This is a genomic window from Chitinophaga sp. 30R24, assembly GCF_049056765.1.
Lineage (GTDB): Bacteria > Bacteroidota > Bacteroidia > Chitinophagales > Chitinophagaceae > Chitinophaga.
Window position 1 is genome coordinate 459,255 of the sequence record NZ_JBJGXX010000002.1, and the last position, 20,120, is coordinate 479,374.

At 43.8% G+C, this 20,120-nt stretch carries 19 protein-coding genes; 13 read left to right on the top strand and 6 right to left on the bottom strand.

What is annotated here, in order from left to right:
* The first annotated feature begins 144 nt into the window (after positions 1-144).
* On the top strand, positions 145-1,788 hold the full coding sequence (locus ACDQ55_RS08500; RefSeq protein ID WP_420980941.1) for an ABC-F family ATP-binding cassette domain-containing protein: 1,644 nt from the start codon (positions 145-147) through the stop codon (positions 1,786-1,788).
* 93 nt (positions 1,789-1,881) lie between these two features.
* Here the strand turns inward: ACDQ55_RS08500 and ACDQ55_RS08505 are convergent, their stop codons facing one another.
* Positions 1,882-2,277 carry a response regulator gene (locus ACDQ55_RS08505; RefSeq protein WP_420980942.1) on the bottom strand — a complete coding sequence of 132 codons (396 nt, stop codon included), beginning with the start codon at positions 2,275-2,277 and terminating at the stop codon, positions 1,882-1,884.
* Between the two features lie 508 nt (positions 2,278-2,785).
* On the bottom strand, positions 2,786-3,748 hold the full coding sequence (locus ACDQ55_RS08510) for a hypothetical protein (protein ID WP_420980943.1): 963 nt from the start codon (positions 3,746-3,748) through the stop codon (positions 2,786-2,788).
* A 358-nt stretch (positions 3,749-4,106) separates the two neighbouring features.
* Between ACDQ55_RS08510 and ACDQ55_RS08515 the strand changes: the two genes are divergently transcribed.
* Positions 4,107-4,304, top strand: a complete 198-nt coding sequence (locus ACDQ55_RS08515) for a hypothetical protein (RefSeq protein ID WP_420980944.1) — start codon at positions 4,107-4,109, stop codon at positions 4,302-4,304.
* 12 nt (positions 4,305-4,316) lie between these two features.
* A complete protein-coding gene (holA, locus tag ACDQ55_RS08520) occupies positions 4,317-5,312 on the top strand; it encodes a DNA polymerase III subunit delta (RefSeq protein WP_420980945.1) in 996 nt (331 codons plus the stop codon).
* A gap of 189 nt (positions 5,313-5,501) precedes the next feature.
* Here the strand turns inward: holA and ACDQ55_RS08525 are convergent, their stop codons facing one another.
* A complete protein-coding gene (locus ACDQ55_RS08525; RefSeq protein ID WP_420980946.1) occupies positions 5,502-6,452 on the bottom strand; it encodes a bifunctional riboflavin kinase/FAD synthetase in 951 nt (316 codons plus the stop codon).
* Between the two features lie 137 nt (positions 6,453-6,589).
* Here ACDQ55_RS08525 and ACDQ55_RS08530 point away from each other — a divergent pair, with 137 nt between their 5' ends.
* The 4 genes from ACDQ55_RS08530 (at position 6,590) to ACDQ55_RS08545 (ending at position 11,579) form a co-directional block, all read left to right on the top strand.
* On the top strand, positions 6,590-7,765 hold the full coding sequence (locus tag ACDQ55_RS08530) for an AIR synthase related protein (protein ID WP_420980947.1): 1,176 nt from the start codon (positions 6,590-6,592) through the stop codon (positions 7,763-7,765).
* Between the two features lie 222 nt (positions 7,766-7,987).
* Positions 7,988-8,683, top strand: coding sequence for a cell division ATP-binding protein FtsE (locus tag ACDQ55_RS08535; RefSeq protein WP_420980948.1), 696 nt, complete (start codon positions 7,988-7,990; stop codon positions 8,681-8,683).
* A 148-nt stretch (positions 8,684-8,831) separates the two neighbouring features.
* Complete coding sequence (rpsO, locus tag ACDQ55_RS08540; protein ID WP_420980949.1) at positions 8,832-9,104, top strand: 30S ribosomal protein S15; 273 nt, start codon at positions 8,832-8,834, stop codon at positions 9,102-9,104.
* A gap of 123 nt (positions 9,105-9,227) precedes the next feature.
* Positions 9,228-11,579, top strand: coding sequence for a polyribonucleotide nucleotidyltransferase (locus tag ACDQ55_RS08545; protein WP_420980950.1), 2,352 nt, complete (start codon positions 9,228-9,230; stop codon positions 11,577-11,579).
* 120 nt (positions 11,580-11,699) lie between these two features.
* On the opposite strand, the gene ACDQ55_RS08550 is transcribed toward ACDQ55_RS08545, so the two are convergent.
* On the bottom strand, positions 11,700-12,278 hold the full coding sequence (locus ACDQ55_RS08550) for a hypothetical protein (protein WP_420980951.1): 579 nt from the start codon (positions 12,276-12,278) through the stop codon (positions 11,700-11,702).
* 192 nt (positions 12,279-12,470) lie between these two features.
* Here ACDQ55_RS08550 and prmA point away from each other — a divergent pair, with 192 nt between their 5' ends.
* The 3 genes from prmA to ACDQ55_RS08565 all read left to right on the top strand — a co-directional run bounded on the left by prmA (position 12,471) and on the right by ACDQ55_RS08565 (position 14,973).
* Positions 12,471-13,295: a 50S ribosomal protein L11 methyltransferase gene (prmA, locus tag ACDQ55_RS08555; RefSeq protein WP_420980952.1), complete on the top strand. Its 825-nt coding sequence runs from the start codon at positions 12,471-12,473 to the stop codon at positions 13,293-13,295.
* 117 nt (positions 13,296-13,412) lie between these two features.
* A complete protein-coding gene (plsY, locus tag ACDQ55_RS08560; protein ID WP_420980953.1) occupies positions 13,413-14,054 on the top strand; it encodes a glycerol-3-phosphate 1-O-acyltransferase PlsY in 642 nt (213 codons plus the stop codon).
* A 109-nt stretch (positions 14,055-14,163) separates the two neighbouring features.
* Positions 14,164-14,973 (top strand): M48 family metallopeptidase, encoded by an 810-nt coding sequence (locus tag ACDQ55_RS08565; RefSeq protein ID WP_420980954.1) that lies wholly within the window; start codon positions 14,164-14,166, stop codon positions 14,971-14,973.
* Positions 14,974-15,043: 70 nt separating this feature from the next.
* Here the strand turns inward: ACDQ55_RS08565 and ACDQ55_RS08570 are convergent, their stop codons facing one another.
* Together ACDQ55_RS08570 and ACDQ55_RS08575 are read right to left on the bottom strand one after the other, a co-directional pair.
* Positions 15,044-15,988 carry a LysR substrate-binding domain-containing protein gene (locus tag ACDQ55_RS08570; protein WP_420980955.1) on the bottom strand — a complete coding sequence of 315 codons (945 nt, stop codon included), beginning with the start codon at positions 15,986-15,988 and terminating at the stop codon, positions 15,044-15,046.
* 121 nt (positions 15,989-16,109) lie between these two features.
* The gene (locus tag ACDQ55_RS08575) at positions 16,110-17,438 is read right to left on the bottom strand and encodes a hypothetical protein (protein ID WP_420980956.1); all 1,329 of its coding nucleotides are present in this window, start codon (positions 17,436-17,438) and stop codon (positions 16,110-16,112) included.
* A 212-nt stretch (positions 17,439-17,650) separates the two neighbouring features.
* On the opposite strand from ACDQ55_RS08575, the gene ACDQ55_RS08580 reads away from it, so the two are divergent.
* From ACDQ55_RS08580 to ACDQ55_RS08590, 3 genes are read left to right on the top strand one after another with little or no spacing between them, the layout of a single operon-like run.
* The gene (locus ACDQ55_RS08580) at positions 17,651-18,388 is read left to right on the top strand and encodes a glycosyltransferase family 2 protein (RefSeq protein WP_420980957.1); all 738 of its coding nucleotides are present in this window, start codon (positions 17,651-17,653) and stop codon (positions 18,386-18,388) included.
* A 16-nt stretch (positions 18,389-18,404) separates the two neighbouring features.
* The gene (locus ACDQ55_RS08585) at positions 18,405-19,202 is read left to right on the top strand and encodes an O-methyltransferase (RefSeq protein WP_420980958.1); all 798 of its coding nucleotides are present in this window, start codon (positions 18,405-18,407) and stop codon (positions 19,200-19,202) included.
* Between the two features lie 39 nt (positions 19,203-19,241).
* The gene (locus ACDQ55_RS08590; protein ID WP_420980959.1) at positions 19,242-20,033 is read left to right on the top strand and encodes a dienelactone hydrolase family protein; all 792 of its coding nucleotides are present in this window, start codon (positions 19,242-19,244) and stop codon (positions 20,031-20,033) included.
* Positions 20,034-20,120: the final 87 nt, after the last annotated feature.

Consider the following 20,120-nt stretch of genomic DNA (forward strand, 5'->3'; position numbering starts at 1 on the left):
CGGAAAGCAGTGCTGGCTTCGTTTTTATTCTTACGGTAAGATAAAAAACAGTATATATTTTTTTAATAATGTAATGAAGCTGGCCGGCTTGGAAAGCCAGCATAAAATCAGTACCTTCGCAGCTTCAAAATTTACATAGCCAGCATGATCAGTGTTAAAAACGTAACGCTCTCTTTTGGTAAGAGAGTATTGTTTGACGAAGTAAACCTCAATTTCACAAAAGGGAACTGTTATGGTGTGATTGGGGCTAATGGAGCGGGGAAGTCTACTTTCCTGAAGATATTGTCCGGTGAAATAGAACCGAATAAAGGTACTGTGGAAATCACCCCAGGTGAGCGTATGAGCGTTCTGAAACAGAACCACTTTGAGTTTGATGAGGTGACAGTGCTGAATGCCGTATTAATGGGTAACAAGAAACTTTGGGAGATAGCAAACGAAAGGGATGCTATTTATGCCAAGGAAGATTTTACCGAAGAAGATGGCATGCGTGCCGGTGAACTGGAAGCAGAATACGGCGAAATGGGCGGTTATACCGCAGAAAGTGATGCCGGCGTATTGTTGGGAGATCTGGGTGTGAAGGAAGACATGCTTGGCATGCTGATGAAAGATATTTCCGGTAGCTTGAAAGTGCGGGTACTGTTGGCCCAGGCCCTGTTTGGCAACCCCGATATCCTCCTCCTGGATGAGCCTACGAACGACCTTGATGTGGAAACAATTGGTTGGCTGGAAAACTTCCTGGCCGACTACGAAAATATTGTGATCGTGGTATCCCACGACCGTCACTTCCTCGATGCGGTATGTACGCATGTGGCAGACGTAGACCGCGCCAAGATCCAGATCTTCAGTGGTAACTATACCTTCTGGTATGAGTCGTCTCAGCTCATGGCCCGTCAGATTGCCGATAAGAACAAGAAGATGGAAGACAAGCGTAAAGACCTCATGGACTTTATTGCCCGATTCAGTGCCAACGCTTCCAAAAGTAAGCAGGCTACTTCCCGTAAAAAGGCCCTGGAAAAACTGGTTATCGAAGATATCCAGCCTTCTAACCGTAAATACCCTGGCATCATCTTTAAGCAACAGCGTGAAGTGGGTAACCAGATCCTGAATGTGGAAAAACTGGAGAAAGGAATAGATGGCCGTAAGATTTTCACAGACGTTACCTTCTCTATTAATAAAGGAGATAAGGTTGCTTTCCTGTCTAAAGACCACCTGGCGTTGACTACCTTCTTTGAAGTGATCAATAATGAAGCACAGGCCGATAGCGGTAAACTGGAATGGGGTACCACTGTTACCAGCGCTTACCTGCCAAACGATAATGCTACATTCTTTATAGATAAGAACCTGAACCTGATGGATTGGTTACGCCAATATGTACCAGCCCATGTAACTGATGTGGATGAACCTTTTCTGCGCGGCTTCCTCGGTAAGATGCTGTTTGGTGGCGATGAGATCATGAAGAAAACTTCGGTATTGAGTGGAGGGGAAAAAGTACGTTGTATGATCAGCCGTATGATGTTGCAAGATCCGAACGTCTTGATCCTCGACGAGCCTACCAACCACCTGGACCTGGAGTCTATCCAGTCTTTCAATGAAAGCATGATCAACTATAAAGGCATTGTGTTGTTCACCACACATGACCATACCTTTATGCAGTCTGTGGCCAACCGTATCATTGAACTTACGCCTAAGGGCATCATCGACCGGATGATGACTTTCGACGAGTACCTGGCAGATGAGCGGGTAAAAGTACTGCGTGAAGAAATGTACGGTACTGCTGTTCCGGCTTAATTTTTAACCTAACGCTATAATGATAAGGCCCGAAGTAAACGATCCAGGATCGTTCGCTTCGGGCCTTATCTCTTTTAAGCTTAAAGCTAACAGCTAAAGATATTCTTCAATCACTTTTAGCTTATTCTTATCAAGGGGCTTGGTGATATAAGCCATTAATTCAGGCGTATGTTGTACTTTTTGTAGGTCTCGTACATCCACAGAAGAGGAACACATTATAATTGGAATAGTATTTTTTAAAGATGTTTTTAGCCCCCGGTAGGCCTCTATGAAATCCCATCCATTCATCCGCTGCATATTCATATCAAGTATAATGAGAGAAGGTAATGTAGGTTGCGGATCGCTGGAAAGCTGCTCCAGCGCTTCCTCTGCACAAAGGAAAGAGGTAACTACCAGGTGATTGCTTTGCTGCCCTAACATTTTTTTGATGATGAAATGAAATATTTCATCATCATCAACAACGTACACTATTTTATTCATGTCTTCCATGCTTCATTTTTAATTGGGCTTCTTATCTTATCCGTTTATAGCAAGAGTGGTATCAACCGACAACGACCGGTAAGAATGGCATTCATTGATGTACCGTTTTGCTACAATAAAATGATAACAGATGCCAGGGTATAACAAGCCGCTGAAATCATTCATTTTTATTGTAAACATGGGCTAAACAGGTATTACGACAACAACGTCACATTCTTCTTGTCTCAAGCATTGGTCAGGGAACACAGTGGCCTCCGGCTATTCTTTAATTGTGAAGCAAAGAACGTTAATTTTATTTTATTTTTATATATATCTTTTTACCAATAACTAATCATTAACAAATTAGATGAGTGAAAAAAATATCACTGAAATCCTTTATAGGCGGCTATTTGTTATCTGTTTAAAATAATAAACCGGCCGCCGGTTTATAGACCTGGGCACATAATAATAAAAGCTCCACGCTCAAAGGCGTGGAGCTTTTATGAATAAATGTCTTATATGTTTTTACCGTAAGCGATTAAAACAAGCCGCCTTTTTTCAGCGTTACTTTTCCCTGGCCGATCTTATAACCGTTGTGGTAGATCTCTACGGAATAGTCGCCTGGCTTGAAATCTGAATTCTGTTTCCAATCCATGCTCACGGTTTGTTTTTGACCGGTAACATAGGAAACAGTTTTCTTGGCAGTATATAATTTTTCGGTGCCATCTTCCAGGGTGAAGCGGCCAGACCCCAGCGCTTCTACTGCAAGTGGGGAACCATCCGGAGCAGTGATGGCCACAAAGATCTCTTTATCTCCACTAGGAGCAATGCGGTTATCATCCAGGTCGAAGGTAACGCGCATCATATCTGCACGTTTAGCTTTGCTGGTTTCTACTTCTTTGCCATTATGTTTTACTTTAATCGGCAACAGGTGAATGTTGGAAGCATGCAATACAGAACCCAGGTCTACTTTCTTGTTCAGGCTATCTTTTACAGTAGATACAGAATCACGTTCGTGGCGGGCTACATCGCGTTCGCCAGCTAATACGATCTTTTCACCTTCCAGTCGCTCAATGGTTTGCTGGTATCCTTCAATGTTGGATTTCAGTTGCTCAATCAAACGGCGGGCTTCTGCCAGCTGTGCTTGTGTTGCGTTTTTGTTGGTCAGGATGCTGGAAATCCTGGCTTTCATATCCTGGATTTCTTTATCTTTTGTTTTAACAAGGCTGTCCATACGGGAGTTCTGGGAAATTAGTTCATCCAAACGGGCATTGGCAGCATTGTATTCCTGTTGTAAATCATCGCGGGAAGCAGAAATCGAATCTATCTGAACTTTCTGTTGCTGCGTTAATTCAGTGGATTTGTTTTTGTCATATAACATATATATCCATGTGCCAGCTAATGCTACGATTAAAATGCCGTAAATTAGCCCATTACGGCTACGTGGCTTCTCTGGTCCGGGCGACCCCGGTGCAGGTGCGTTAAAAGTGTTCTCAGTCATAGTTGTGAGTTTTATATGTAATCGTTATATGGTTAAAAATTGTCATTCAAAAATACTTATAATATTCTTATTTTATAATAGCAATAAAACTGTTTTTGAAACGTGCTTCCAAATATTGTGTTAGATCAATTACTCTTATTGGACATAGCAACAACGCCTGTTACGTTTGCGCTGGAACACTTATCGGACAATATGCAACAGCTCTGGCGTGACAAAATCTCAAAAACTGCGCCAATTTCCGGAGATGAAGATGCAGCCCATGCTGACAAGGCCGGATCTATAAAAGAGTTCGATATCCCTTTTATTTGCAGGCGGTCTGTTATTCATCATTTATCTTTGCCGCAGCCATTACAATTGCATGGTTTTAAGCCATGGGAAGTACCTGTGGGATTTCTGGGATTTTAAACATTACACTTCTCTGAAACTGCTAACAGCGGTAATGGGGGTAGAACACATGCCCAAAGACGATGTAGATGGCAGTATGGTGGCTAAAAACAGCGAATATCGTTATTGTAAAATAAAGGCAATCGCCAACCAACCGGTTGCCAGAAGTTAAAGTTACAAGCTAATGGATTATCAGGATATTATTAGGGACTGGAAGCAACAAAAGTTTAAGCCGTTATACTGGCTGGAAGGAGAAGAAGATTTTTTTATAGACCAGGTAACCAACTATGCAGAACACGAACTGTTAACGGAAGCCGAAAAAGGATTTAACCTCACCGTACTATACGGAAAGGATACAGACTGGAGTACGGTGGTGAATGCCTGCCGCCGTTATCCTATGTTTGCAGAGCGCCAGGTAGTATTGTTGAAAGAAGCCCAGGCTATGCGCGACTTGCTGAAGCTGGAAGCCTACATTGATCATCCGCTTGCCTCTACGGTTTTTGTAGTAGCGCATAAACAGGGTAAAATAGATGGGCGCAGTAAAATGGCGAAGCTCATCAAAGAAAAAGGCGTGTTGTTATCTGCCAAAAAACTATATGATAACCAGCTGCCGGCATGGGCAGAAGGCTATGTGAGCAGCCGGGACCTGACCATCACCCAAAAAGCGGCCATCCTGTTGGCAGATCATATTGGCAACGATCTTTCCCGCATTGCCAACGAAATTGATAAACTGCTGGTGAACCTGCCCGCCCGTAAAAAGATCGATGAAGAGGACATTGAAAAATATGTGGGCATCAGCAAAGAATATAATGTGTTTGAGTTGCAAAATGCTTTGGGGCAAAAGAATGCGGCTAAAGTATTCCGTATCATTTCCTACTTTGCTGCTAACCCTAAAGCAGCGCCAATCCAGATGACCCTGCCTGCTCTCTATAACTTTTTTGCCAAAGTAAACCTTATTTTCAGCGTAAAAGGAGGCGAAAAGGAAATGGCCGCCGCCTTAGGCGTGCATCCGTTCTTTGTAAAGGATTATACTGCCGCTGTCCGTCAGTATGGCCCTGAGGGCATTGAAAAAGCTATTTTGCTCCTGCATCAATATAACCTGCGGAGTATAGGCATTAACGATAGTGGTGTAGAAGATGGTGAGCTGATGAAAGAGCTGATGTATAAAGTGATGAACTAAATATAAATATTTAACAAATATTACCTATGAAAAAATGGCCCCGGCCTGAAAGTAGGAATGCTCATAGGAATGTTTCTGACTGCCTCCGGTGCATTTTTCCTGATCCGGGCGGGCCGCAGGTTATTGAAGTCTGCTCCTCCCCAAAAAATTAACTTTCTGGGAGAGGAGTTTTGATCCTGCAAACGTTTATCAGGAAATAGCATCTGTTTGCAGCAAGATAGCTTTTGCCTGTGCAGCATCCTTGTCCATCTGTGCAATTAGATCGTTTATATGGTCAAATTTCTGGTTGGCACGGATATATTCCACAAAATGCACGGTGAGTTCCCGGCCGTAGATATCTTCATTAAAATCAAAAATATGTACTTCTAGCCGGAGGTCCGTACCATTAAAGGTAGGGCGGAAACCTATACTCATCACGGCTGGTAGTTTGGTAGTGCTTCCGTTAAGCTGTACCTGTATGGCATAAATGCCTTCGGCGGGTATCAGTTTGCGCTGATCTGCGAGTTGGAGGTTGGCGGTAGGGTAGCCCAGCTGGCGGCCCATTTTATCGCCATGTACTACGGCGCCGCTGAGAAAATACTGATAACCCAACAACTCATTGGCCAGCCGGATATTTCCTTCCTGCAGGCTTTTGCGGATTTTCGTAGAGCTTACTGTGAGGTCCTGTACGATTTGTTGGGGGATCTCTATCAGCTTAAAACCATATAAATGTTGTTCTGCCTCCAGTAGTTCCAATCCGCCTTCCCGGTTATGGCCAAACCGGTGATCATAGCCAATGATGATGGTATGTGGCTGGAAACGCGCTATCAGAAAATCTTCGAGGTAGCTGCGGGCAGACATTTCAGAAAATGCCTTGGTAAAAGGTACTACTACCAGGTGATGGACGCCGGCTTTTTCCAACAACGCTATTTTTTCCGGTAAAGTGGTGAGCAGCCGGATATTATTCGGAGTGGGCAGTAATACTTCCCGCGGATGTGGATCGAAAGTAATAATAACGGTTTCCCCGTTGCCATCCTGGGCAGCCTGTTCCAGCTGCCGGATAATAATGCGATGGCCTGCATGTACTCCGTCGAAAGTGCCAATGGTAATAACCGCATTTCGAAATTCCGGTAAGTGATCTAAGTCCCTGTGAACCTGCATATAATTCAATAACTAACAAAAACGCTTGCAAATCTAACACAATCGCCGGGCATTCTGCGTGGAATCTGTTACTTTTGCAGCCTGAATAACATCTTTGTTCAGTTTATTTTTTATTTACATATTTTATTTATTACCCGGTGGATAATAATATTTACGCCAAGCGCGGTGTTTCAGCAGGCAAGGAAGATGTGCATAATGCCATTAAGAACATTGATAAGGGGCTTTTCCCGAAAGCGTTCTGTAAAATAGTACCTGATATCCTGGGTGGTGATGAAGCTTATTGCAACATTATGCACGCAGATGGCGCCGGTACCAAATCGTCACTGGCCTATGTTTATTGGAAGGAAACCGGTGATCTGGGTGTTTGGAAAGGTATTGCCCAGGATGCTATTATTATGAACATGGACGACCTGCTTTGTGTGGGCGCTACCGATAATATCCTGCTTTCTTCTACAATTGGCCGCAACAAACAATTGCTGCCAGGGGAAGTGATAGCCGCGATCATCAATGGTACGGAAGATATCCTGGCAGAGCTCCGCAGCCATGGTATCAGCATTTATTCTACCGGTGGGGAAACAGCCGATGTAGGCGACCTGGTACGTACTATTATTGTGGACTCTACCGTTACTTGCCGCATGAAACGGGAAGACGTTATTTCCAATGACCGCATCCAGGCCGGCGACGTAGTAGTGGGATTGGCTTCTTACGGACAGGCTACCTATGAAAGTGAGTATAACGGCGGTATGGGCAGCAACGGTCTTACCAGCGCCCGCCACGATGTATTCAGCAAGGCCGTGGCAGAAAAATACCCCGAAAGCTTCGACCCTAATATTCCTTATGAACTGGTATTCAGCGGTAAGAAATCGCTGACCGATAAAATAGAGATCCCTGGTTTTGGCGCAATAGACGCAGGTAAGCTGGTGTTATCACCCACACGTACCTACGCTCCGGTGATCAAAAAGGTATTGGAGCAGTTTCGCCCGCAGATCCACGGAATGGTGCATTGCAGTGGCGGTGCACAAACTAAAGTGTTGCACTTTATTGAGAAACTGCATGTGGTTAAAGATAATCTTTTTCCGATTCCTCCCTTGTTCCGCCTGATCCAGGAACAATCCGGTACCTCCTGGAAAGAAATGTACCAGGTGTTTAATATGGGGCATCGCATGGAATTATATGTGCCCGAAACCATCGCGGCAAGTATCATCCAGATCTCCCAAAGCTTTAATATAGATGCCCAGATCATTGGCCGGGTGGAAGCTGCAGAAGAGAAAAAAGTAACGGTAATATCTCCGGCAGGCACTTTTGAATATTAATATAGAATATTGTTGTTATATAAAAAATGGCTGTATCGCTTTGATACAGCCATTTTTTATAGATCGGGGTAGCATCCTCCCTAGCGGGATAGGCGGGTAGCTTTAGTCATTGGCGTCTTTGATTTTTTGGGGGAGGGGCAGATATATTTGATATATTATCACAACGAGTTATTTTTTAATTGGCTATTTTTGTTCGTAACTGATCGTAAAACAAGAAAGGACATGACGCCTGAACAACCAATCATCCAATTAACAAACGCCAGTATATATCAGGGGAATTCGCTGATCTTATCGGATGTGAATATCGCCGTTAATAAGGGAGAATTTGTGTATCTCATTGGGAAAACCGGTACTGGGAAATCCAGTCTGTTAAAGACATTGTATGGCGATTTGCCTTTAAATGACGGCACTGGCCAGGTGGTGGGATTTGACCTGAAGAAGATGGATTGGAAAAAAGTGCCTTATCTTCGCCGCAATTTGGGGGTAGTATTCCAGGATTTCCAGTTATTAACAGACCGGAATGTACACAACAACCTGAAATTTGCTTTACGGGCTACCGGTTGGCAAAATCCCAAAGAGATAGAAGATAAGATTGCGGATGTACTGGATAAGGTAGGATTAGGGACTAAGGGTTTTAAGATGCCTTATGAATTATCTGGCGGAGAGCAGCAGCGGGTAGATATTGCGCGTGCGATGCTGAATTCTCCCCGGTTGATCCTGGCGGATGAGCCTACAGGCAACCTGGACCCGGAAACTTCCGATGGCATTATGCAGTTGTTGTTCCGGATTTGCCGGGAAGGTACGGCGATTGTGATGGCCACCCATGATTATATTGTGTTACAGAAATTTCCATCCAGGGTATTGCGTACAGAGAATGGGCACGTAACGGATAATGCGGCAGTAAATTTTTCTTCTTAATAGTTGCTTAAGATCAGAAATTTACGGATGCTGATTATCCTTCATTTATTATAAATTCCGGGTAAATTGGTATTTCCTATTTTTTAAATTACCTTTGCCCCGGAAAAATAGCGACAAAAAACATTATTATTACTTATTATTTTTAAAGATGTCTTACTTAACTGTTGAAAAGAAAGCCAATATTTTTAAGGAATTTGGTGGAAGCGAAAAAAATACAGGCTCTGTGGAAGCACAAATCGCGCTGCTGACTGAGCGTATCAACAGCATTTCCGGTCACCTGAAAGCAAACAAAAAAGATTTTTCTACCCATCGTGGTTTGATGAAAATGGTTGGCCAGAGAAAGCGCTTGCTTTCCTATTTATCTAAAACCAACCTCTCAGGCTATCGCGCCCTCATCGAGAAATTAGGTATCAGGAAATAACCATGACTTAATTATAGCGCTATTCCCAACTTATTATGGTTGGGAATAGTTTTTTTGTATGTATACCTTTTGTTATTCTTTCGTATACAAAAAGAGTAACTTTATCTTAATCCTCACTTTATTATGAATCTGACACCTATTTCCGTAAAATTCGATATAGGAGATGGTCGGATGGTGACCATCGAAACCGGCAAGTTGGCCCGTCAGGCCGATGGAGCGGTTACGGTGCGTTTAGGGAATGCAATTTTGCTGGCCACAGTGGTAGCAAATAAAGAACCCAAACCAGGCCAGTCTTTCTTCCCCCTTACTGTTGATTATCAGGAAAAATTTGCATCTGCCGGTCGTATTCCCGGTTCCTTTTTCAAACGTGAGGGCCGGTTGTCTGATTATGAGGTACTTATCTCCCGTTTAATTGACCGCGCCCTGCGCCCCCTGTTCCCCGATAACTATTTTTGCGAAGTACAGGTACTTGTTACCCTGATCTCTTCCGATCCCGAAGTAATGCCTGATGCACTGGCCTGTTTGGCTGCATCTGCTGCGCTGGCTGTATCTGACGTGCCTATTCAGGAAATTATCTCCGAAGTACGTGTAGCCCGCATTGATGGCAATTATGTTATCAACCCTAACCGTACTGAACTGGCTAAAGCTGATATGGACTTCCTCATTGGTGCTACTGAAAAGAACATCATGATGGTGGAAGGTGAAAGTAAAGAATGCCAGGAAGAAGACCTGATTATGGCTATTGAGGCAGCACACGCTGCTATCAGAATTCAGGTAAAAGCACAGGAAGAACTGCGCGACCTCAAAGGTGCAACAGGAAAACGTGCGTATGCTTTACCTCATCAGAACGAAGAACTGAAAGCGAAAGTAGCAGCTTTTGCTACTGAAAAAATATATAAGGTGGCTAAATCAGCTTCCGCTAAGCACGAACGCAGCGATGCTTTTGCAGCTATTGGCGAAGAGCTGGGCGAACACCTGGGTGAATTGCCGGAAGAAGACCAGCCACTGGTAAAAGAATACCTGCACGACCTGGAAAAAGAAGTGATCCGTAACATGATCCTGGATGAATCTGTTCGCCTGGATGGCCGCAGCCTGGAACAGGTGCGTCCGCTGGCTATGGAAACAGACATCCTGCCTTCTCCTCATGGCTCTGCCCTCTTTACCCGTGGTGAAACGCAGTCTCTGACCACCGTTACCCTGGGTACGCCAGAAGATGAACTGCTGATCGAAAGTGCAGCCGTCTCTACATATTCAAAATTTATCCTCCACTACAATTTCCCTCCCTTCTCTACTGGCGAAGTGAAAATGATGCGCGGCCCCGGCCGTCGTGAAGTAGGACACGGTAACCTGGCAATGCGCTCCCTGAAGCAAATGATGCCCGGTAGCGACTACGCCTATACCGTAAGGGTGGTATCCGATATCCTCGAATCCAACGGTTCTTCCTCTATGGCCACCGTATGCGCTGGTTCACTGGCGCTCATGGATGCAGGCGTACCTATTCCAAAACACGTTTCCGGTGTGGCTATGGGATTGATTTCCCGTGCTTCAGACGGTAAATGGGCGGTATTAACCGACATTTTGGGTGATGAAGACCACCTGGGCGATATGGACTTTAAGGTAACCGGTACCCGTGATGGTATTGTGGGTATCCAGATGGATATTAAAGTAGATGGCTTAAGCATGGATGTAATGCGCTCTGCACTGGCCCAGGCCAAGAAAGGACGCCTGCATATTGTTGAAGCCATGTACGAAGCTGTACCTGCTGCCCGTCCTGAACCAAAACCACATGCACCACGCATGGAGAAAATCATTATCGACCGCGAATTTATCGGCGCAGTGATCGGACCCGGTGGTAAGATTATACAGGAAATCCAACGTGAAACCGGTACAACTATCAATATCGAAGAAGTTGGCGAAACCGGTGAAGTAAGTATCTTCTCTGCTCAGAAAGACAGTTTGGATAGAGCTGTTGCCTGGGTGAAAGGTATCATTGCTGTACCTGAAGTAGGGGAAGTATATGAATCTGTTGTAAAATCTATTATGCCTTACGGCGCCTTTGTTGAATTTATGCCTGGCAAACAAGGCTTATTGCATATTTCTGAAGTTTCCTGGAAACGCCTCGAAACAATGGAAGGAGTGCTGAGCGAAGGTGAAAAAGTGAAAGTAAAACTCACGGGTACAGATCCTAAAACCGGTAAGTTTAAACTGAGCCGTAAAGTGTTAATGCCTAAGCCGGAAGGTTACGTAGAAAGACCAGAACGTGAAGAGCGTGGCGACCGTGGCGATTTCCGTGATCGTGGCGACCGTGGTGGAGATCGCGGCGACAGACGTGGTCCCCGTGACGACAGACGCGGTGGTGATGACAGACGCGGTGGCGGCGACAGACGTGATTTTAATCGTGGTAACCGCGATAGTGGCGGTGATTACAACTCCCGTAACGAGAAACCACAGGAACCTACTTTCGATGCTGAATAAGCACCGTAATAGCTAGCAGATAACTGGAATTAAAATACAAGAAAAAAAGCAGTCACTTTTGTGGCTGCTTTTTTAGCTTTTAGTAATGAACAGCTGGTAGGTAGCTGGCTGTTATACGGTTTACCTTCTTGTTAATTGTTCCACCCGGAAAGTGCTTTCCCGGAATACTTCTTTCCCACTATTGAGCCGGAATACCCGGTAATTAGTGCCGTCGATAGGTTCGGCAATCATTTTATAAGCAGGTTGCAAGGCCTTGGTGCTTCTTTCTATTACTCTTACAGTACCGAAGGCTAGCAGGTCTGGCAATAATTCTTCTACATACGGCAGCATAATGCCGCCATCTTCTGCCCACAGCATATTCATTCTGCTGGTACTATAACTGAAATCTTTATTGGTGGTATCTTCCAGGTAGCAATATGCTTTGCGGAAATGGTTGGCCATATCATTGGCATTAAACCGGGAAAGCTGTACGCTGTTGAAAACTTTATTGCTGTATTTGTTATTGCGCAGGGTAGTGTCTCTGCTTACCATGTAATCGTATAAGTCTTTGCGGTCAAAGATCATGATCACATTGTCGGTTTGGTAAATAATAGAATCGGTATCGGCGATTGGTGCTACAGGTTGTTTTACTTTAATTACCTGCGCCATGCCAGAGAGCGACAATGCCACACCTGCCAGCAGGAGGAATAGTGTTTTCATAGAATAGTTACATTAATTATAATTCAAATGTAATATAATTACAATTAATGGAGGAAGTGGTAGAACTGGGATGTGCATAAAAAGTGAGAAGAAAGTAAAACATAAAGTGTGTATTTATTAAATATGTTAATTCCTGTAGAATAACTCACTCTTTGCCCCTCTTAACGTCCCAAATTCCTATATTTGCGGCTTATGTCTTACATTGCTATTACGATACAGGCAGGAGCGGAGCTAACCGACTTGCTGATCGCTCAATTATCCGGGGTGGGTTATGAAGGTTTTGAAGAACAGGCAGCTGCACTCATTGGCTATATTCCGGCTACCGATTTTGATGAGGCGGCATTAGTGGAAGTGCTGGAAGCCTACGGTGTTACCTATACGAAAGAAACCATTTTGCCGGTGAACTGGAACGCAGTGTGGGAGAGTAATTTTCAGCCAGTGTTAGTAGAGGATTTTTGCGGTATCCGCGCTGCTTTTCATCCGCCATTTACGCCGCCGCCTGCCTATGAAATCGTGATCACGCCAAAAATGGCCTTTGGTACAGGACATCATGCTACCACCTCATCCATGATAAAGTTGATGCAGGCGTTGAATATCTCTGGGGAAAAAGTATTTGATTTTGGTACCGGCACCGGTATACTGGCTATCTTAGCCGAAATGATGGGCGCTGCTGAAATAGACGCCATCGACTACGATGAATGGGCGGTAAATAATACAATAGAAAACATTGCCGCTAACCAAATGCAAAAGGTAAAGGTGTGGCAGGCAGACCGCTTAGAGAAAATTAACGGAAAATATGATATCTTGCTGGCAAATATCAACTGCAATATTCTTTTGCAATTTATGGCAGATATGCGCAAGCTACTGCAACCGGATGGCATTTTACTACTAAGCGGCATTTTACCTACAGACGAACTTACCATTACCACTGCTGCCACAGCACAGGGGTTTGTACACACAAAAAAGATAGAAAAAGACAACTGGCTGGCGATGCAATTTGAAATAGCTATAGTGTAGTATATTTTATTTTTATATGAAATATGCTGATTGTCCAACCTTTGTGTTATAAACTTTTCTAATATTCTATATACTTTAACGTAGAATTTGTTATTTTAGCATTCCTAACTTGTAGTGATGATAGAAATTATATTGCTTATTTGCGCTTATCTGATTGGTTCTGTGCCTACGGCTGTTTGGGTAAGTAAAGGCGTTTTTGGTATGGATATCAGAGAGTATGGTAGCGGCAATGCCGGTGCTACCAACACTTTCCGGATATTGGGCCCTAAAGCCGGTACTTTTGTGATGGTGGTAGACATGCTAAAGGGTGTGTTAGCAGTACGATTGGCTTATCTGGCTCCTTATTATACTGATCACGAACATCTTACACAATTGGTTAATTTGCAGATCGGCCTGGGGCTGGCTGCCGTGGTAGGGCATATTTTCCCTATATGGGCCAATTTTAAAGGAGGTAAAGGCATCGCTACCTTGTTTGGACTGGTGCTGGCTATTCAACCATTGGTTGCTTTGTGCTGTGTAGGCGTTTTTTTAATGATACTTTTTTTAACCAGGTATGTATCATTGAGCTCTATCATTGCTAGCATTGCTTTTCCGATATTGATTTTGTATATCTTCAACGAACCGGAACTTTTTTATCGCATCTTTGCCATTGCGGTAGCTTTAATGGTGGTATTAACCCATCAGAAAAATATCACCCGGTTGCTGAAAGGTATGGAAAATAAAGTGCCTTTATTTAAAAATAGAAAAGACAAAAATTAGTTATAGTGCTATAAAGAATAGCATGAAGCAAAAAGCAAAGCTCATAAAATGTGCATGCTCTTTGCTTCATGCTATTTTTGCGTTTAACGCTATTTAAATTGATGCTCCCATGAAAAAGTACGTTTTATTCTTTACTGTTGGCCTGGCCTGGGCCGCGTGTACGCGTGTTCCTATTACAGGACGTAGCCAGTTGAATCTTGTTCCCGAAAGTACCATGCAGTCTATGGCTTTGCAGCAATACCAATCCTTTTTATCTGAAAATAAAGTAGTGCCCCAGACTTCCAGTAAGGATGCGGAAATGGTGAAAAGGGTAGGGCAACGTATTGCCGCCGCTGTTACAAAATATATGAACGAACATGGCATGTCTAAGGAAGCAGCCAGCTATAAATGGGAATTCAATCTGGTAGACAGTAAAGAAGTGAACGCCTGGTGTATGCCTGGCGGAAAGGTAGTGGTGTATACCGGCTTGCTACCGGTTACTCAAAATGAAACCGCATTGGCTTGCGTGATGGGACACGAAATAGCGCACGCAATTGCCCGTCATGGTAACGAGCGTATGAGCCAGGGGCTGATAGCTCAGGGTATCCAGATGGCCGGTGCAGTGGCACTTAACCAAAACCCTACTGCTGTTAACCTCTTTAACCAGGCCTTTGGCGCAGGTAGTAATGTAGCTTTGCTGGCTTATTCCCGTAAAGATGAGCTGGAGGCAGATCACCTGGGTATTATCTTCATGGCAATGGCTGGTTACAGCCCACAGGAAGCCATTCCTTTCTGGCAACGGATGTCGAAGATGGGCAGTTCCGGCCAGAAACCGCCGGAATTATTGAGTACTCACCCTAGCGATGCTACCCGTATCGCGCAGTTGGAGAAATTGATGCCGGAAGCGATGAAATATTATACGCCCGCTACTACTAAATGATAGCGATGGTAAAGCATAAAATGGAAAGCCCGGAACAAGTGTCCCGGGCTTTCCATTTATCTATATAAAACTATTCTGCTATAATCTCTATTACTTTCTTGTTTTTCTGCGCCCTCATTTTCTCAGGTATATTGGCCAGAATCTCTTTTTTGAAGGCTTCTATAAGCGCCTGTTTAATAAAGTGGCGATGAGTAACCATGCTAATCTCCCGCACCGGTTCCGGTGCTTTAAAATAGCGGACCATATTCAGTTGCCGGGCGGAAAGGTCTTGCAATGAAAGCTCTGGCAATATGGTATAGCCTTCGTTGAGATCTACCATCCTTTTGAGCGTTTCCACGCTGCCGGTATTATATTCCAGGTTCTTATTGTCGCCCATGGTAAATTTATCTTTACAGATATTCAAAACCTGGTTACGCATACAATGCCCCTCGTTAAGCAACCATACCTCTTTGATATCGAGTTCTTCGGCTTTCACAATCTTTTTATCGTATAAGGGATTGCTTTTGGCAGTATATACTACAAAAGATTCGTAAAACAGCGGATGTTCTTCCAGGTGCGGATTATGCAGTGGGGTAGCCAGCAAGCCGCAGTCAAGCAGTTCCTGTTTTAATTGTTGTACAATCTGTTCTGTCGGAAATTCCCAGATCTCCAGTTTTACCTTGGGATATTTTTTCATGAAGCCCGTCAGGATGCGAGGAAGCAGATAAGGGGCGAGGGTAGGAATAATCCCTACTTTAAGGTTACCCTGGATCTCTTTTTTCTGATCGGCAATGATTTCCCGGATGCGGGCATTTTCTTTAATAATAATGCGGGCTTGAGCGATCACCGATACCCCTATTTCTGTAGGCACCACCGGCAGTTTGCTACGATCAAACAGTTTAACGCCTAACTCGTCTTCTAGCTTCTGTATTTGCATACTTAGTGTTGGCTGGGTTACAAAACACTTTTCTGCTGCTACTACAAAACTCCGGTAGGTATCTACCGCAACAATATACTCTAATTGAACTGTTGTCATTTCTGCTGAATTGATTCAACAAAGGTATCAATAAAATCTATAGCATGGCGCAATAAGTTCAAGGTAAAAAAACAGCGAACGATTCATGTAAATCGTTCGCTGTTTTTATTTTCAGTGGATATTAGAATATCCGGTATCTGTATTTGATCTTTTCAGTATTGCTGTACAGCTCACGGATATTAATGGATGCCTGTATTTCTGTTACGGCTTCCGTTTTCAGGTTCCTGAATTCGGCTTGCTTGGTATCGATAATGCTTTTGTCGGCTAGGCCGTTATCCTGCGCAATTTTCAGGGAGTTATTCACTTTAGAATAGTAAGAATCCAGCAAAGTGAAATATTCATTGTACAGGTTTTCGAACCGTTTGGTTTGCAGTACAAGGTCTTCCAATTGGTTATTAACTTCTTTCAGGGAAGAATTTTCACGCAACAGGGATTCGTAGTCAATACGTTTTCCTTTGGTATATTTTGCTTCCAATTGGTTAAAGAAATCGATCACTTTTTCTTTCCTGAAATCAATAAAATAATCATTCATTGTTTGGCTCAGGCTTTGGTTGCCTTTTTGCGGTGCGGGAAATCTCAGTGATGTGGCGGTAAAAGATAAATGATCGAACAGGTTGTCTTGCAGTAAGCTTAATTGGTCTTTATTAAAATTGAGGCCATACTCAAATTTCTGGTTCGCATCGTTTAAAGCCGTATAGTATACTACATATTTATTGAGCTCTTTTTCAAAATCTTGTAACGATTTCTGGTTGATCTGTTTATTATTTACGCTCACGCTGTGGAGGAAGTTCATTACGGAGTTGGCGATGGCCAGCGGAGGCGTTAAAGAAGTAAAACTCTGGAAGATCGGGCTATTGATGATGGATTTGGTAGATTCCACGATCTTAGAATTTTTCTCTCCTTTGTCGTTTTTGTTTTGCAGGATGATCTTTTGCACCAGGTCTACAATACGGTCGCTCAGTGAAAAACCGAGGGCTTTGCTTTCCGGGTTGTTGAGGGAGGTGATGAATACATCCAGGTTATTGGTGGTAGTACGCGACTTCAAGTCAATAATCTTCTTATTGAGCAGGTAATAAGTTTCGCTTGCGTTGATAATATTGTTTTTGATCAACTCATATTTGGTGAGGTTGTCGAAATCCTTACCCTGCATGAGCGCCTGTATGTATGAAGAATTCTGTTTATCGTTATCGGTAATGCGTTGTACTTCTTCAATGAGTTTACGTATAGTGGTGTCCTGGGTTTTGATAACAGGTAACACTGTGCTTTTCAGTTCAGGTTCCTGGGCCTGAGCGGTCTGGAAAGTAAAAAGTAAAAACAGTGGGGCTGATACAACTTTAATCCATCCTGAGGACAGGAACTTTTTAGCCAGCTTTACTAACGGTAATGATACATCGGGATGTGCTATCAGGCGTTTTGCATGCTCCATTTCCGTTGGTAGGTTCTTTAACATGTTGTTTTTGCTTTTTGTTAACAAAAAAATTAGAAAATATGATGCCAAAACATCAAGACACAAAGATAAATAATTAATAATAGTTAAAATTAAATCATGATGGGTGGCGAATGCCGCTTTTATTAATGTTGCTTTTATGTGATATATATGTGCCATATTTTGAATTGTCATCTGGAAACTTACCTTTGCTGCCAAAATTTATATCCACTTTCATGCTGAACAACAAAAAGATAGTGGTTGTATTACCAGCCTACAACGCAGCACTTACACTGGAAAAAACATTCCGGGAGATCCCTTTTGACATTGTTGACGATGTGGTGCTGGTAGACGATGCCAGTAAAGACGATACCCTTGCCGTTGGAAAACAACTGGGTATCAAGCACCTGATCTGCCATGACAAAAATAAAGGTTATGGCGGCAACCAGAAATCCTGTTATAACAAGGCCCTGGAGCTGGGAGCAGATATTGTGGTGATGCTTCATCCCGATTATCAGTATACCCCCAAATTAATTACTGCCATGTGCAGTATCATTGCCAATGAGGTTTATCCTGTGGTATTTGGGTCGAGAATTCTCGGTAAAGGCGCCCTGAAGGGGGGAATGCCTTTATATAAGTATATTTTCAACCGTTTTTTGACGCTGACGCAGAATATCCTGATTGGCCAGAAACTGAGTGAATACCACACCGGTTACCGGACTTTTTCAGCCGAAGTATTGCGGAATATTAATTTTATGGCTGATAATGACGATTTTGTGTTTGATAATGAAATGGTTTCACAGATCTTTATGAAAGGATACGACATCGCAGAGGTGACCTGTCCGACAAAATACTTTGATGAAGCTTCGAGCATTAATTTCAAACGCAGCGCTATTTATGGCCTGGGCGTGTTGCGGGTATCCCTGCAGCACCGTTTGCATATGTGGGGCCTTATCAAAGGGAAAATCTATTAAAAAACTTGAATAACTAGTGAGTTTAGCGCAACAATACCAATTAGCAGGTAAATACCTGAAATACTATTTTACGTCGGGTAATCGTCATGATGTACATTCTCCTTTTGTATATGCACTCATAGAAGAGGTATTACTCGATAAAAAACAGCATCCGGCCTTTACTGCCATTGAACAATTGCGCAAACAATTACTGCAAAGCGAGGAAACCCTGCAAGTGACCGACCTGGGTGCCGGCTCCCTGATTTCGTCGGGCAATGAACGACGAGTACGGGATATTACCCGCTATGCGGCCAAACAGCCTAAATTCGGGCAGTTGTTCTACCGGTTGATACAATACCTCCAACCACGGCGTATTCTGGAATTGGGTACTTCTATGGGGCTTTCCACAGCCTATATGGCCCTGGCAGCCCCCCAGGCACAGGTATACACGATAGAAGGCTGCCCTAATATAGCCGCCCGCGCTGCCAGGAACTTCAACGCGCTGCAGATCCGCAATATTACCCAGGTAACGGGCAATTTCGATACTGTTTTGCCAGATGTATTGAAACAGATGCAGTTGCCCGATTGGGTGTATATAGACGGTAATCACCGCAAAGAGCCCACTTTGGCCTATTTTGAACAATGCCTGCAATTTGTGGATGAGTACTCTGTTTTAGTTTTTGATGATATTCACTGGACGCCCGATATGGAAGCGGCCTGGAATACCATACAAGCGCATCCGCAGGTTACCATGACCATTGACTTGTTTTTTATCGGCCTGGTTTTTTTCCGCAAAGATTTTAAGATCAAGCAACACTTTGTGCTTAAATACTGATTTTCCGGTAGTATATTGGGAGTATAAATTCCTCCCGTTATGCGTTATCTGAAACTTTTTTTGCTGGGCTGCCTGCTGCTAGCAGGCCAGATCGCTGTTGCCCAGGATTATTCACAGTATAGTTATGAGTCGTTTAGCCGTAAGGGCGACTTGCTGCGTTACCGCCTGTTAATGCCGGCGAATTACGACGTTCATAAAAAATATCCGCTGATCGTTTTCCTGCATGGCTCTGGTGAAAGGGGTACAGACAACAACGCCCAATTGTTGCATGGCGGCAGTTTGTTCCTGGAAGGCAGCATCCGCCGGCAATATCCTGCGTTTGTGCTGTTCCCGCAGCTGCCACCCAACCAAACCTGGGCGCCTATGGTATTTGAGCGTGATAGCTCAGGGAAAGTAACCCGTGCGGAATTTCCGTTGGATGGTGCGCCCACTCCTCCCACCGCTTTGCTTACTTCGTTGCTGGATAGCCTGTTGGCCACCGGAAAGATTGATACCAAACGGGTATATATTGGTGGTTTATCCCTCGGTGGTATGGGCACTTTTTATATGATTTCAGTACATCCCGACCTCTTTGCAGCGGCCTTTCCTATTTGTGGCGCCGGCAATGTAAAAGAGGCTTACCGCTTTGCGAAGAAAGTGCCGGTATGGATCTTTCACGGCGGCGACGATAAAATAGTGCCGGTTGAAGCATCCAGGGCCTATAATGCACAATTGAAATCATTGGGGGCAGAAGTGAAGTATACGGAGTATCCCGGCGTGGGGCACAACAGTTGGGATCATGTGTTCCAGGAACCCGACCTGCTGCCTTGGTTGTTTGGGCATAGTAAGTAATGCTGCTCATCAGCAAATCAACCGGATTAAAACAAAGAGGTTGACCTTCTATAAAGGCCAACCTCACCACTCAGCACAGGATTGAAT

Coding starts and splice junctions, on each gene's coding strand:
- rpsO (WP_420980949.1), top strand. CDS start 8,832: ATGTCTTACTTAACTGTTGAAAAGAAAGCCAATATTTTTAAGGAATTT.
- ACDQ55_RS08510 (WP_420980943.1), bottom strand. CDS start 3,748: ATGACTGAGAACACTTTTAACGCACCTGCACCGGGGTCGCCCGGACCA.
- ACDQ55_RS08565 (WP_420980954.1), top strand. CDS start 14,164: ATGAAAAAGTACGTTTTATTCTTTACTGTTGGCCTGGCCTGGGCCGCG.
- ACDQ55_RS08535 (WP_420980948.1), top strand. CDS start 7,988: ATGACGCCTGAACAACCAATCATCCAATTAACAAACGCCAGTATATAT.
- plsY (WP_420980953.1), top strand. CDS start 13,413: ATGATAGAAATTATATTGCTTATTTGCGCTTATCTGATTGGTTCTGTG.
- prmA (WP_420980952.1), top strand. CDS start 12,471: ATGTCTTACATTGCTATTACGATACAGGCAGGAGCGGAGCTAACCGAC.
- ACDQ55_RS08570 (WP_420980955.1), bottom strand. CDS start 15,988: ATGACAACAGTTCAATTAGAGTATATTGTTGCGGTAGATACCTACCGG.
- ACDQ55_RS08500 (WP_420980941.1), top strand. CDS start 145: ATGATCAGTGTTAAAAACGTAACGCTCTCTTTTGGTAAGAGAGTATTG.
- ACDQ55_RS08590 (WP_420980959.1), top strand. CDS start 19,242: ATGCGTTATCTGAAACTTTTTTTGCTGGGCTGCCTGCTGCTAGCAGGC.
- ACDQ55_RS08505 (WP_420980942.1), bottom strand. CDS start 2,277: ATGGAAGACATGAATAAAATAGTGTACGTTGTTGATGATGATGAAATA.
- ACDQ55_RS08575 (WP_420980956.1), bottom strand. CDS start 17,438: ATGTTAAAGAACCTACCAACGGAAATGGAGCATGCAAAACGCCTGATA.
- ACDQ55_RS08545 (WP_420980950.1), top strand. CDS start 9,228: ATGAATCTGACACCTATTTCCGTAAAATTCGATATAGGAGATGGTCGG.
- holA (WP_420980945.1), top strand. CDS start 4,317: ATGGATTATCAGGATATTATTAGGGACTGGAAGCAACAAAAGTTTAAG.
- ACDQ55_RS08525 (WP_420980946.1), bottom strand. CDS start 6,452: ATGCAGGTTCACAGGGACTTAGATCACTTACCGGAATTTCGAAATGCG.
- ACDQ55_RS08550 (WP_420980951.1), bottom strand. CDS start 12,278: ATGAAAACACTATTCCTCCTGCTGGCAGGTGTGGCATTGTCGCTCTCT.
- ACDQ55_RS08580 (WP_420980957.1), top strand. CDS start 17,651: ATGCTGAACAACAAAAAGATAGTGGTTGTATTACCAGCCTACAACGCA.
- ACDQ55_RS08515 (WP_420980944.1), top strand. CDS start 4,107: ATGGTTTTAAGCCATGGGAAGTACCTGTGGGATTTCTGGGATTTTAAA.